Below are 13,397 nucleotides of genomic sequence, written 5' to 3' on the forward strand. Positions count from 1 at the left end.
ATTCGCTCGACTTGCATGTATTAGGCACGCCGCCAGCGTTCGTCCTGAGCCAGGATCAAACTCTCCAAAAAGATGTTTGATATAGCTCATAAAAAATTAATTAATTGACGTTTCGTTTTGTTCAGTTTTCAAAGATCAATCATTCCGCTTTTTTTGAAGCGACTTTATTATCTTATCACTCATCCAATTCGTTGTCAACACTTTTTTAAAATGTTTTTTAGGATTATCTATTTCCGTATCGGACGAATAATAATATATCATGGATAAATACTCTTTGCAATACTTTTTTTATATTAATTTTATATTTTTTCTTCAGTTTAACTACCAGTAATATTCTAGATTAAGGCAGCTTATTCTTTCTAACTGATAAATCATAATTAATACGATTAATAAATATATATTATCAAATCCTACTATAATTGGGAAGGAGTAAAATAATGATTATTTTAGCTTTGATACTTTCTTCTTCTATGGCTCTTTATTTATTCCTTTATTCATTTATATTAGAAATTAAACGTCCTTTTGAAACGAGTAGATACGAAATCACTTTAATATTTTCAATTATTATGGCATTTATTTTTTCCGGATTAACATATCTATTTATATATCCTTCAGTTTACTTATAAATCAAAAGTCTTGCAAAAATAATTTTACAAGACTTAGAAATATAGTTACTGTACTTGATATGCTTTTTTATTCAATGCTTTAGATTTACTTTTTCTCTCATTAATGATGAAAATTGAAATGCTTACCAAAATAATTGCTCCACCTATAACCTGTGTCCATAATATGCTTTCTTTTAAAATAAAATATGCAAGGATTGAAGCGCCAATAGGTTCAAATAATATAGCCATGGAAATGATTGATGTACTTAACCATTTTACTGCCCAATTAAAAAGTGTGTGTCCTAGTAATGTAGGTAATATAGCTAATAGCAAAAAGTATATCCAATCCATATTATTAGAAGGTATTAATGATTCTCCTACTATCAAAACATATATGATAAGAACGAACGAACTAATTGCATAAACTATAAAAGTATATGGCATTAGTGAGATACGTTTCCTAACATCTTGACCGAATAATAAATATGTTGTAACTAACATACATGCAATAAAAGCCAACAAGTCTCCGAATAAAGCGATACCACTTATAGAGAAGTCTCCCCAACTAATAATGATGCTTCCGATAATAGCAAATATCCCACAAAATATCGCTTTTATAGTAAATGATTCTTTAAAAAATATATAAGTACCGACAAATGCAAATAACGGCTGTAAAGTTACTAATACAGTTGAACTAGCAACGGATGTGTAATTTAAAGATTCAAACCAGAGTATAAAATGAAAGGCTAAACAAATTCCTGACACAATTGAAAAAATCCAATCCCTTTTTGATATTTCTTTTAATTCTTTTATGTTTTTTGTTAAAAATATCGGAAGCATAATGATTACAGAAAAAAATAAGCGATAAAATGCAATAACACCAGAACCTGCAGTACATAGTTTTACTAAAATTGCCGATGCGGAGACGGTGAGAACCCCAATCAAAAGGACAAAATAAGGGTTTATTTTCGGACTGTTCATCTAATTCTCCTTAAATTATGATAAAATATATACATTATTTTATAACCTTCTACCCCTTAAAGCTATTAAAATAATAATAAAGGGGGATCTGCAATGGAACTATTAGATTTTGGAATATTAATTAAACTTGGTATTTCCGCTGTACTAGGATTAATTATAGGGCTAGAAAGGGAATTAAAAAGAAAGCCTTTAGGATTAAAGACAAGTCTTGTTATATCAATTATTAGCTGTCTATTAACAATCGTCTCAATTCAATCAGCTTACCTATTTCCACATTTTAATAAGGTCCCGATTCAAATGGACCCATTGCGGTTACCTGCCCAAATTGTTTCCGGAATTGGTTTTCTCGGTGCTGGAGTAATATTAAAAAAAGGAAATGATAATATTACAGGTTTAACCACTGCCGCAATGATTTGGGGTGCTGGAGGAATTGGAATTGCAGTAGGAGCTGGGTTTTATTTTGAGGCTTTCGCTGGTGTAATTTTATTAATGATTAGTGTTGAAATTATCCCATCTATACTAACTAAAATTGGTCCCAAACAGCTAAGAACTAAAGACATACAATTGAGAATTACTGTTAAAGATAAAATGAGTATCGATACCGTAATATCACAAATCGAGGCAAATAAAATTACCATTGAAGGTATTCGAATTAAAGATCTTCAAGCTGATGGATATTTGATCGTATTAAAAGCTGTCACAAGTTTCCGCAGACCTACGACTGAAGTTTTTCATATTATTTCTAATCTAAATGAAGTGAAAAGTACAGAAATAGAAAGTTAAAAAACGGCATTTATATCTAAATGCCGTTTTTTATTCCTATTCAAATTATTCTTTCAAACTTCAAACCTTTTTTAGCCAACTTGTAGTTGCATTTTCTCTTTCCGCAAAATGATTAAATAACATACGATTGAAATGATGACCGAAATTGCAGACGTCTTATATATACTTCCATAACCGAATAAATGACCAATTTGTCCAAAGAGCATAGCACCAATTCCCACACCCAAGTCAAAAAAAGAATAGAACGTTGCATTAGCCATTCCTTTGCGATTCCTTGAAGCTTTTTCGATGGACCAAGCTTGTAAAGCAGGCTGAACCGATCCAAAACCGAAGCCATACAGAAATGCCGCAATAAATAGAATAGTCGAATTTGGAAGCCAGGATAATAATATCATAGCAATAATAATCAAAGCTGCTCCTGGAATAAATACAGCTCGGTGTCCTTTTTTATCATATAACTTGCCAGCAAAAGTTCTCGTTAACATTAATGCCAAGGCATAGATAAGAAAGTACCATTGAATTCCCGATATCCCTTTTTGTTCAGTATATAGGGGAAGAAAGGAAGCTATTCCGCCAAAGGTAACGGTAATAAAAAACAGTAATAATGATGGTGGCAGTGCAGACTTTTCGTAAAAGTCCCATTTTACTGTTACAGTTTCTGTTTTTACTTGTTCTACCTTTTTATAACGAATTTTTGACGATAATAACAAGGCGGTTACCCCAAGACCTGCACAGATAAAAAACAACTGTTTAAAGGAAAGTACTCCGGACAACATCAGACCTAATGAAGGTCCAAAAGCGAGGGCCAAATTTCCTGATAGCCCATAATACCCCATCCCTTCTCCACGTCTCTTTGCTGGGATTAGATCGGTAGCAATAGTCCCAGAGGCAGTTGTTGAAAATCCCCAACCTACTCCTTGTATAATTCTTAATGCAAATAAAAAAGCAATGCTAAATGCAAATCCAAACGAACCAACAGATAGGACAAAAATAGCTAACCCAATTAAATAGACGAAACGTCTACCCTTTGTTTCCAGTGCATGTCCCGCAAACGGACGAAGTAGCAAAGCAGAAAAAGTAAAAATACCTACGACAAATCCTATTAATTGATCATTTCCACCCAAATGTTTTACAAATAGGGGAATAGTAGGCAGAGTCATTTGAAATCCGAGGAAAATAAAAAAATTGGCTAAACATATGAGGATAAAATCTTTGGTCCAGATTTTTTCCGTACTCTTATTTGATTGAAAGTCTCCATTATTAGATCTCACCTGAGACCCTCCTTCTTCTATTTAAAAGTCTCAAAGTTCATTGTACAAAAATTTATTTCGATTTACTAATTAAATGATCGAAAAATTGATTATCTCCTAAACTTTATTTATTAGTGGATATAAAAAAAACACTATTCCCCTATGAACAGTGTTTAATAATATCTTCTATGAAGCATTTAGAAACAAAACTTGTTTCTACAAATTTAAACAATAAATAAAGATGCTTAGCTACCTAACACAACGGATATATCAATAATATGTAATTGCAGCATTAGTCATTTCAAGTTAAACTAAAATTAAAATAGTCAGTCATTAAATTTGCCGCTTCGATACTTTTACAAAATGCTTAGGCATTAGGTTCTAGTATTTAAGCGGCATTTTTATTTGACTAACTAAAATAATTATGAGGAGTGAATTGATGTCACAGTTTGAAGAAAAGTTAAAAAAATGGCACCAGGATAATATTGCAAATGAAAAAAATCACAGAAGACGTGAAATTCTGGAAAAGGGATTAGGACATGGGACGATTGAATTTCTTCGTTTAGTATGGTTCCCTGCTGTTGGAAATCTTGATCACTTGTATCCTGAATGGGAGGTACGGGATTTCAACAATGGATATCGTTACCTCGATCTTGCTTACATGCTCGGAGAATCTAAAGGGGGTATTGAAATTCAAGGCTACGGTCCTCAAGCTAGAGATCTTGACGTGAGACGATTTAAAGATTTATGTTGGAGGCACTCATTATTAGCTCTAGATGGCTGGACATTCTTACCTATTGCTTATTTATCCATTAAGGAAGAACCAAAGAGATGTCAGCAGCTTATTTTATCTTTCATTGGCAAATTCATTTCAACTGATTTATCATCGCAACTGTCTTGGCTCGAAGCTGAAGCTGTGCGATTTGCTCGTCGTTTGCTACGTCCTGTCACTCCCCTTGAGTTTGCGAAACATCTTAGAATAAGTGATCGTCATACTAGACGGATTTTGTATAAACTAGTTGATTTACAAATTCTTGCTGTTGCAAGCGGAAAAGAGCGAGCACGGACTTATCGACTTGTTTTATCCACATGATTTTTTAAGACTCAGAATCTGAATAACCACATATGCTTGTGTTTTACACGGACACAGGTTCCGCTATCTCCATCAAAAACCTTATTTTCATATTGTTAGAGGACACTCATTCCGTTATTTTATGAAAATCATTTAAAAATAGCTATCATTTGCCAAAATAACGGAACAAGTGTCCGATTAACTTCTGGAACCACCCATTTTGTCACAGATAAGAGAAGCTCTGTCCGATTGAAGAAATTCTCGCATCCAACCATCAAAATACAAAAAAAACGACACTCTCCCCCGCTATTACGAGAATCAATGTCGTTGTAAACATATGGAGCATAGGGGGATCGAACCCCTGACCTCTTGCATGCCATGCAAGCACTCTCCCAGCTGAGCTAATGCCCCTTACAATTCATCACAATTATATTCGATTTTATATAAACTCACAAGGGTAATTTTATTATATGTAGTTATAGTTTCTATACAAATCGGAGATAATGGTCATTGCGAGATTTAAAGGAGCTGGTAGGATGTTTCAGCAATTCTATTATCGATTTCTTCGTTGGCCAGTCATTTTAAGGGTACTTTTAATAGCTGTTTCAGTCATTCTTATTTTCGGAACAGCCATTCACTTTATTGAGCCGAAATCATTTCCTTCAATTTTTACTGGTATTTGGTGGGCAGTAATAACAACAGCAACAGTTGGCTACGGCGATGTTTATCCGGTAACAATTAAAGGAAGATTGCTTGGAATGCTATTAGTTTTTATTGGTGCGGGTGTTCTTTCAGCATATTTTGCATCACTCGCCGCATCTACTATTCGATCACAAAATTCACTTTTACGAGGAGAAAAGATGTTTAATGGACAAAACCATATAATTATAATTGGATGGAATGGTCGTTCCAAAAATGTTATTGAGCAATTATTACATTTAAATAATCATCATCCAATCGTATTGATTGATGACACACTTGAAGAAAATCCCTTTCACAATCGACAGGTTCATTTTATTAGGGGTAAACCTTATATTGATGAGACATTAAAAAAAGCAAATCTTCCTTTTTCAACTATTGTGTTAATTACCGCCGATCAGCATAAAACAGAAATTCATGCAGATATGGGAACAATTCTTATTCTCCTAGCAGTTAAAGGAATCCATCCTAATGCTTATTGTGTAGTAGAAATTTTAACGCCGGAAAACGTCACCAATGCTAAACGTGGAGGTGCTAATGAAGTAGTTCAGACCAATACACAAACTTCATTCGTAATGATGAATAGTATCCTATCTCACGGAATGTCTGATACTCTCCTCTCAATGATGGATTATTTACATGGTAATCAATTAATATTTATTCCAGTAAGCGTAGAATGGGAGGGAATATCATTTCAGTCACTGTGTACCCTTCTGCTTAAAGAAAGAAAAATATTAATTGGGATTAAAAATGGAGAAGAAACAATAATGAATCCTCCCCCTAACCAAATAATTTTAAAAACAGACGAGCTGCTTATTATTTCATAAGTAGCATATTTTCCAATTGACTGACGAGTTCTTTTCCAAAAGAAATATACTTTTTTTGAATATCACCATCTTCATCCTTTGGTTCAGCAAATTGATCAAAAGATGCAGCAAGATTAGCAATTCCGGCATTATCGTCCAATTCTTCTTGATATACATGGTTTAACAGAAATGGAGTACCAAGTTGAACAACTACGTTTGGTGAATCTAATTGACCATCAATGGGTGTAAATGGAACTCTGAGAAATTGATAGCCATCATCATTTGCCATTTTGTAATCAAAATATCCTTGATCGTAGTCCCAACCGCCTCCTATGGAATAACCATTTGGCTTTAATAGTTGTTCAAGCTTGTACAACTGATATTGTTTTCCTTCAATTTTTGACGGAATTTCATACATAACTATTCACACCCTCATAATATTTTTATTAGTTTTCCATAAGGAGTGAATCATATTCTACCAATACAAAAGAAGGTGCCCATACATGTCAAACCATGTAATGAGCACCTTCTTGAAAATTTCAATCTATTGTAAATTATTTCAAACGATTTTCTAATTCCGTTTTTTTAGCTTCATAACCTGGTTTCCCTAAAAGAGCAAACATGTTTACTTTGTAAGCCTCAACTCCAGGTTGATCAAATGGATTAACACCTAATAAATAGCCGCTGATCGCGCAGGCTTTTTCAAAGAAATAAACAAGGTAACCAAAAGTATATGCATCCATTGCAGGGATCTCAACGATTAGATTTGGGACATTTCCATCAGTATGAGCCAAAAGAGTTCCCTCAAAAGCTTTATTATTTACAAAATCTACTGTTTTTCCAGCAAGATAATTAAGACCATCTAAATCATTATCTTCTTTTTCAATCACCAATTCATGTCTAGCCTTAGTTACTTTGATAACAGTTTCAAATATATCACGGCGACCTTCTTGAACATATTGTCCTAATGAATGTAAATCAGTAGAAAAATTTGCTGACGAAGGAAAAATTCCTTTTTGATCCTTTCCTTCACTTTCACCGAATAGTTGTTTCCACCACTCAGCAAAATATTGCAAACCTGGTTCATAATTAATTAGCATTTCAATCGTTTTACCTTTGTTATAAAGTACATTACGGACAGCTGCATATTGATAGGCTTGATTCTCCATTAATGTTTCTTTACCGAAGTCTTCACTTGCCTTCGCTGCACCATCCATCATTTCTTTTATATTTACTCCACTTACCGCAATAGGAAGCAGCCCTACTGCCGTCAAAACAGAATATCGACCCCCGACATCATCAGGAATAATAAAGCTCTCATAACCCTCCTCATTTGCTAAAGTTTTTAAAGCACCCTTTGCCTTATCAGTTGTAGCATAAATACGTTTTTTAGCTTCTTCCTCGCCATATTTTTGTTTTAAAAGCTTGCTAAAAATTCGAAATGCGATGGCTGGCTCAGTTGTTGTACCTGATTTAGATATAACATTGATTGAAAAGTCTTTTCCTTCTATTAGGTCAATGACATCCGCCATATAGGATGAACTAATATTGTTGCCGACAAAAAGGATTTGCGGAGTTTTACGTTTATCATTCGATTGTAAATTATAAAAGCTATGGTTAAGCATTTCTATTGCTGCACGTGCTCCTAAATAAGATCCACCAATTCCGATAACTAATAGTACATCTGAATCGTTTTGAATTTTTTGAGAAGCCTTTTCAATACGGCTAAATTCTTCTTTATCATATTCAGTTGGAAGATCAACCCAACCTAAGTATTCATGTCCTGGACCTGTTTTTTCATGTAGAGATTGATGTGCAGCCTTTACTGCTGATTCTAAATACGTAAGTTCATGTTTCCCAAAAAACGATAATGCCTTTGTAAAATCAAAGCGAATATGTGACATGGCTAATTCCTCCAATAAATGTTTTACTTTATTCACTTTATCCAATCGGATTAATTATTTCAAGTTGAAAGCAATATGATTACTATGCATAAATTTTATGTATTCGATTCATTCTATAAGTGAACCACTAAAATTGAGGAGGAAATTGAATGAGTGTTATTCAACGTATTGCGTTAGTATTGACTATTATCGGCGCGATTAACTGGGGTCTTATAGGTTTTTTTCAATTTGATTTGGTTGCTGCCATTTTTGGTACTAACACCACATTTACGCGTATTATATATGGTCTAGTAGGAATTGCAGGTTTAATCAATTTAGGACTGCTATTTAAACCTAATGAAGAACTGGAAAGATCTCCAGAAGCTAGAACAACAAGGTAATAGGAAAAGCGCAAGCGCCTTGCTCATCGACGTACGGATGAGTGAAATTTGAAGTGCCAATTTCACCTTCGTAGCCTTCGACTGAGATAAAGGAGACACGGCGAGGGACGAGTCGATGTTGACTTATCGTAGGGAGAAGACGGAGAAATCCGCTAGCCGATAGGCGCTGGAGCTAGACACAGCAGACACTTTTCTGTCTAATATTCTTACCTTTTAAGAAAAGAACAGGCGGTATAACTAACCACCTGTTCTTTTTATTATAGCTCTTATGTTTAAACTACTAACCTTTAAATCATACCCACCCTCTAAATTTAGATGCTTCTGCCGCATTTCGTAAACCTACCATATAGGCAGCTAATCGCATATTAACCTTACGAATCTCTGCAATGTTGTATATATTGTTAAAGGCTTCTACAAGCTTTTTACGTAGTTTTTCATTTACCTCATCTTCAGACCAATAGTATCCTTGATTGTTTTGAACCCATTCAAAATAAGATACTGTTACACCGCCTGCACTGGCAAGAACATCTGGTACGAGAAGAATTCCTCGTTCTGTTAAGATATTGGTTGCTTCAACCGTTGTAGGACCATTTGCTGCTTCCACAACAATAGATGCCTTTATATGACTAGCATTTTCTGAAGTGATTTGATTTGAAATAGCTGCAGGAACTAAAATATCACAATCAAGTTCAAGTAATTCCTTATTTGTAATGGTATTCTCAAATAATGTTGTCACTGTACCGAAACTGTCACGACGATCAAGTAAATAATCTATATCTAGTCCATTAGGATCATGAAGAGCACCATAGGCATCGGAAATTCCAATAATTTTCGCTCCCTCATCATGTAAAAACTTTGCTAAAAAGCTGCCAGCATTACCGAAACCTTGGATAACGACCCGAGCACCTTTTACACTAATCCCCTTCTTTTTTGCTGCCTCTTCGATAACAATGGTTACTCCTTGTGCAGTAGCTTTATCACGGCCTTCGGATCCCCCAAGAACTATCGGTTTTCCAGTAATGAATCCTGGAGAATCATTTTCACGTAATCTACTATACTCATCCATCATCCAGGCCATTATTTGTGAATTAGTATACACATCTGGAGCAGGAATATCCTTGGTTGGACCGACAATTTGACTGATGGAACGTACATAGCCGCGACTTAGCCTTTCAAGTTCCCCCATAGACATTGTTCTAGGATCACAAACAATCCCACCCTTACCTCCACCATAAGGGAGATCTACGATTCCACATTTCAATGTCATCCACATTGATAACGCTTTAACTTCATCCTCATTTACTTCAGGATGAAATCGAACCCCGCCTTTAGTTGGACCAACCGCATCATTATGTTGCGCACGATACCCGGTGAAAACCTTTGTCGTTCCATCATCCATTCGAATAGGGACTCGCACAGTCAAAATACGTAATGGTTCTTTTAAAAGTTCATACATTTCATCATTAAATCCCAATTTAGAAAGTGCTTCTTTAATAACCTCTTGCGTAGAAGTGAACAAATTTAGATTTTCCATCGAATCTCGCCTCTTTATTTTAAAATCATGTGACAGTTTATTATATTTACGGCTTTGTTAATGAAGACATATGCTTCAGGATTTATTTTGAAAAAGTTTTTGTAAAACAATTTTATCGTTTCCAATAAACATTAACAAAGCCCTGAAAAAATAATGTTTATCAATGCCATATAAAATAGAAATTAAGAGAGAACTTTACTTATTCGTTCCAATGCCCAATCAAGCTCTTCCTTGTTGATCACTAAAGGTGGTGCAAAACGAATGACATTTTCATGTGTTTCTTTACAGAGAAGTCCTTCAAGTTTTAATGCTTCACAATATTTTCGTGCAGGTTCATTTAAAACAACACCGATAAATAACCCTTTTCCGCGAATTTCTTGAATCACTGGATTTTGGATTTCCTTTAATTGATTCATAAAATATTCACCGAGTTCCAATGATTTTTCACTTAATTTTTCATCGATAAGAACATCCAATGCTGCAATAGAAACAGCACAAGCCATCGGATTTCCACCAAAAGTAGAACCATGAGACCCTGGATTGAAAACACCCAAAATATCTTTATTTGCAACTACACATGAAATTGGGAAAACTCCACCACCAAGTGCTTTTCCAAGAATATATACATCTGGAACAATATTTTCCCAATCACAAGCAAACATCTTTCCTGAACGTGCTAATCCTGATTGAATTTCATCAGCAATAAACAATACATTATTTTCTTTACATAACTCATATGCAGCCTTTAAGAAGCCCTCTGGTGGAATGACAATCCCAGCTTCTCCCTGGATTGGTTCAATAATGAAAGCCGCCGTATTAGGTGTAATAGTAGATTTTAAAGCTTCTATATCACCATATGGAACCAATTTAATTCCTGGAAGCATTGGGCCAAAACCTCTTTTGTATTCCTCCTCAGAAGATAGTGAAACAGCTGTCATCGTTCTTCCATGAAAGTTACCATCACAACCGATGATTTCAGCTTTATTTTCCTCTACTCCTTTTATCTCATACGCCCAACGTCTAGCAGCTTTAATAGCTGTTTCAACTGCTTCCGCTCCTGTATTCATAGGTAAAGCCATATCCTTATTGGACAATTTACATACTTTTTCAAACCATGGACCAAGCTGATCATTATGAAATGCACGAGAAGTTAATGTAACTCGATCGGCCTGCTGTTTCAGTGCATCAATAATTTTTGGATGACGATGTCCTTGATTCACAGCTGAGTAAGCGCTTAACATATCCATATATTTATTGCCTTCAGGATCCTTAACCCATACCCCTTCTGCATCTGAAATAACAACTGGAAGCGGATGATAATTGTGTGCCCCAAATTTTTCTGTTTGTTCAATAATAAATTCAGACTTTGATACCATGTAAAATCTCCCCCATTTTATTAGAAAAGCGCAAGCGCCGCAGCACTGGCGTACGGATTTCATAGTCTTCGACTGAGATAAAGGAAACATGGCGAGATAGTTCAAGAGTCGATGTTGACTTATCGTAGGGAGAAGACGTAGAAATCCGCTAGCCGATAGGCGCTGGAGCTAGATACAGCAGACACTTTTCATTTCTAATATCCTTAGTAAATTTTATACTTTCTTATCTTTTAAAATAGAGCCTTCTCAAAAAAGAAGGCTCTTATTAAAATTGAAAATTATATTGAAAACAGTCTTAGATTATAGCATTTCAGATGTAGTTTTAGCTTGCATATGAAGCACTAAGTAATCCGGTCCACCAGCTTTTGAGTCTGTACCAGACATATTAAATCCGCCGAATGGTTGATATCCAACAATGGCACCAGTACATCCACGATTGAAGTAAAGGTTACCAACATGGAAATCTTCACGTGCTTGTTCCATATGATCTCTATTCGTTGTGATAACAGCACCAGTTAATCCGTATTCAGTGTTATTAGCAATTTCAATTGCATGGTTAAAATCTTTTGCTTTTGAAAAGGCTACTACTGGTCCAAAGATTTCTTCTTTCATTAAACGAGCATTTTCGTCAACATCAGCGATAATTGTTGGTTGGACAAAATACCCTTTACTATCGTCGCCTTCTCCACCAACCATAAGCTTACCTTCTGTTTTTCCAATTTCAATGTAACTCATAATCTTGTCAAAAGCTGCTTGGTCAACAACAGGCCCCATGAATTTACTGCGATCAACCGTATCGCCAACTGTTAATTCTTTTGTAAGTTCTACTGCACGATTAAGTACTTGATCATATACATCTTCTACAATAACTGCACGTGAGCATGCAGAACATTTTTGACCTGAGAATCCGAAAGCAGAAGCAACGATAGATTGAGCTGCTAATTCAAGATCAGCTTCTTTATCAACAACAATCGTATCTTTACCACCCATTTCTGCTATAACACGTTTTAACCAAATTTGTCCTTCGTTTACTTTAGAAGCACGCTCATAAATACGTAAACCAACATCACGAGAACCAGTGAAACTAATAAAACGTGTTTTCGGATGATCTACAAGATAATCTCCTACTTCAGATCCGCTTCCAGGTACATAATTTAATACGCCTTTAGGAAGTCCCGCTTCTTCAAGTACCTCAACAAATTTTGCAGCTACAACCGGAGTAGTCGATGCAGGTTTTAATAAAACAGTATTACCTGTTACAAGAGCAGCAACCGTTGTTCCAGCCATTATCGCAAATGGGAAGTTCCATGGAGAAATGATAATTCCTACTCCTAGTGGAATATATCCGAAACGATTATATTCACCTGGGCGGCTTTCAACAGGAATACCATCTTTTAATTTCAACATTTGACGACCATAATACTCCATAAAGTCAATACCTTCAGCTGTATCAGCATCTGCTTCATTCCATGGTTTACCTGCTTCTTTTACTAAAAGTGCAGAAAATTCATGCTTGCGGCGACGAATGATAGCTGCAGCCTTAAATAAAATATCTGCTCGAACTTCTGGTTTAACTTTTTTCCATGTTTGGAATGTTTCGTATGCAGTCGTCATTGCTTTTTCTGCTAACTCTTTATTTGCTTTGGACACTCGTCCAATAACTTCTTCTTTATTTGCAGGGTTAATTGAGACAATTTTGTCATCAGTTGTAACTCTCTCGCCATTAATAATTAATGGATAATCTTGTCCTAAGTAGCTTTCAACTAACTTTAACCCTTCTTGAAAGTCTTTTTGATTTTCTTCTTTTTTAAAATCTGTAAATGGTTCGTGTTTATAAGGAATCATTTGTCTTCCTCCTTGAAAACTTTTTAGTATTTGTTAAATATAGTACCACAATTTACTTATATGACTCTACTAGTGCAAAAAAAATTTGCACTAAGAAAACCCTTACAATATAATAATGCAAAAAGATATTGCATTTTTCAAGAGTTTTTTATATTTCTTTTG

At 35.0% G+C, this 13,397-nt stretch carries 11 protein-coding genes, 1 tRNA gene and 1 rRNA gene; 4 read left to right on the plus strand and 9 right to left on the minus strand.

What is annotated here, in order from left to right:
* Positions 1–71: ribosomal RNA gene (locus tag ACQKP0_RS23910) — 16S ribosomal RNA — on the minus strand; the annotation flags it as partial.
* Positions 72–671: 600 nt separating this feature from the next.
* Positions 672–1,586 (minus strand): DMT family transporter, encoded by a 915-nt coding sequence (locus ACQKP0_RS23915; RefSeq protein ID WP_427408316.1) that lies wholly within the window; start codon positions 1,584–1,586, stop codon positions 672–674.
* Positions 1,587–1,679: 93 nt separating this feature from the next.
* Here ACQKP0_RS23915 and ACQKP0_RS23920 point away from each other — a divergent pair, with 93 nt between their 5' ends.
* Complete coding sequence (locus tag ACQKP0_RS23920; protein WP_427408317.1) at positions 1,680–2,369, plus strand: MgtC/SapB family protein; 690 nt, start codon at positions 1,680–1,682, stop codon at positions 2,367–2,369.
* A gap of 71 nt (positions 2,370–2,440) precedes the next feature.
* On the opposite strand, the gene ACQKP0_RS23925 is transcribed toward ACQKP0_RS23920, so the two are convergent.
* Positions 2,441–3,640: an MFS transporter gene (locus tag ACQKP0_RS23925; protein ID WP_427408318.1), complete on the minus strand. Its 1,200-nt coding sequence runs from the start codon at positions 3,638–3,640 to the stop codon at positions 2,441–2,443.
* Positions 3,641–4,058: 418 nt separating this feature from the next.
* On the opposite strand from ACQKP0_RS23925, the gene ACQKP0_RS23930 reads away from it, so the two are divergent.
* Entirely contained in the window at positions 4,059–4,712 is a 654-nt protein-coding gene (locus ACQKP0_RS23930; RefSeq protein ID WP_427408319.1) for a transcriptional regulator, read from the plus strand.
* 317 nt (positions 4,713–5,029) lie between these two features.
* On the opposite strand, the gene ACQKP0_RS23935 is transcribed toward ACQKP0_RS23930, so the two are convergent.
* A tRNA-Ala gene (locus tag ACQKP0_RS23935) sits at positions 5,030–5,102 on the minus strand.
* 125 nt (positions 5,103–5,227) lie between these two features.
* Between ACQKP0_RS23935 and ACQKP0_RS23940 the strand changes: the two genes are divergently transcribed.
* Positions 5,228–6,217, plus strand: coding sequence for a potassium channel family protein (locus ACQKP0_RS23940; RefSeq protein WP_427408320.1), 990 nt, complete (start codon positions 5,228–5,230; stop codon positions 6,215–6,217).
* Here the strand turns inward: ACQKP0_RS23940 and ACQKP0_RS23945 are convergent.
* On the minus strand, positions 6,207–6,614 hold the full coding sequence (locus tag ACQKP0_RS23945) for a YugN-like family protein (RefSeq protein ID WP_427408321.1): 408 nt from the start codon (positions 6,612–6,614) through the stop codon (positions 6,207–6,209). The two genes, ACQKP0_RS23940 and ACQKP0_RS23945, sit on opposite strands and share 11 nt — an antisense overlap.
* A gap of 136 nt (positions 6,615–6,750) precedes the next feature.
* Positions 6,751–8,100 (minus strand): glucose-6-phosphate isomerase, encoded by a 1,350-nt coding sequence (locus tag ACQKP0_RS23950; protein WP_427408322.1) that lies wholly within the window; start codon positions 8,098–8,100, stop codon positions 6,751–6,753.
* Between the two features lie 149 nt (positions 8,101–8,249).
* Here ACQKP0_RS23950 and ACQKP0_RS23955 point away from each other — a divergent pair, with 149 nt between their 5' ends.
* Entirely contained in the window at positions 8,250–8,480 is a 231-nt protein-coding gene (locus ACQKP0_RS23955) for a DUF378 domain-containing protein (RefSeq protein ID WP_427408323.1), read from the plus strand.
* A gap of 292 nt (positions 8,481–8,772) precedes the next feature.
* On the opposite strand, the gene ACQKP0_RS23960 is transcribed toward ACQKP0_RS23955, so the two are convergent.
* The 3 genes from ACQKP0_RS23960 to pruA form a co-directional block, all read right to left on the minus strand.
* Positions 8,773–10,014 carry a Glu/Leu/Phe/Val family dehydrogenase gene (locus ACQKP0_RS23960; RefSeq protein WP_427408324.1) on the minus strand — a complete coding sequence of 414 codons (1,242 nt, stop codon included), beginning with the start codon at positions 10,012–10,014 and terminating at the stop codon, positions 8,773–8,775.
* A 182-nt stretch (positions 10,015–10,196) separates the two neighbouring features.
* Positions 10,197–11,390: an ornithine--oxo-acid transaminase gene (locus tag ACQKP0_RS23965; RefSeq protein WP_427408325.1), complete on the minus strand. Its 1,194-nt coding sequence runs from the start codon at positions 11,388–11,390 to the stop codon at positions 10,197–10,199.
* Positions 11,391–11,690: 300 nt separating this feature from the next.
* Positions 11,691–13,235, minus strand: a complete 1,545-nt coding sequence (gene pruA, locus ACQKP0_RS23970) for an L-glutamate gamma-semialdehyde dehydrogenase (RefSeq protein ID WP_427408326.1) — start codon at positions 13,233–13,235, stop codon at positions 11,691–11,693.
* Positions 13,236–13,397: the final 162 nt, after the last annotated feature.

It is taken from the genome of Heyndrickxia sp. NPDC080065 (assembly GCF_050281185.1).
Classification (GTDB): domain Bacteria; phylum Bacillota; class Bacilli; order Bacillales; family Bacillaceae_C; genus Heyndrickxia.

What these genes read in the sequence shown, in the direction of transcription:
- ACQKP0_RS23960 (WP_427408324.1), bottom strand. Translation starts at nt 10,014, where the DNA reads ATGGAAAATCTAAATTTGTTCACTTCTACGCAAGAGGTTATTAAAGAA.
- ACQKP0_RS23945 (WP_427408321.1), bottom strand. Translation starts at nt 6,614, where the DNA reads ATGTATGAAATTCCGTCAAAAATTGAAGGAAAACAATATCAGTTGTAC.
- pruA (WP_427408326.1), bottom strand. Translation starts at nt 13,235, where the DNA reads ATGATTCCTTATAAACACGAACCATTTACAGATTTTAAAAAAGAAGAA.
- ACQKP0_RS23920 (WP_427408317.1), top strand. Translation starts at nt 1,680, where the DNA reads ATGGAACTATTAGATTTTGGAATATTAATTAAACTTGGTATTTCCGCT.
- ACQKP0_RS23955 (WP_427408323.1), top strand. Translation starts at nt 8,250, where the DNA reads ATGAGTGTTATTCAACGTATTGCGTTAGTATTGACTATTATCGGCGCG.
- ACQKP0_RS23940 (WP_427408320.1), top strand. Translation starts at nt 5,228, where the DNA reads ATGTTTCAGCAATTCTATTATCGATTTCTTCGTTGGCCAGTCATTTTA.
- ACQKP0_RS23915 (WP_427408316.1), bottom strand. Translation starts at nt 1,586, where the DNA reads ATGAACAGTCCGAAAATAAACCCTTATTTTGTCCTTTTGATTGGGGTT.
- ACQKP0_RS23950 (WP_427408322.1), bottom strand. Translation starts at nt 8,100, where the DNA reads ATGTCACATATTCGCTTTGATTTTACAAAGGCATTATCGTTTTTTGGG.
- ACQKP0_RS23930 (WP_427408319.1), top strand. Translation starts at nt 4,059, where the DNA reads ATGTCACAGTTTGAAGAAAAGTTAAAAAAATGGCACCAGGATAATATT.
- ACQKP0_RS23965 (WP_427408325.1), bottom strand. Translation starts at nt 11,390, where the DNA reads ATGGTATCAAAGTCTGAATTTATTATTGAACAAACAGAAAAATTTGGG.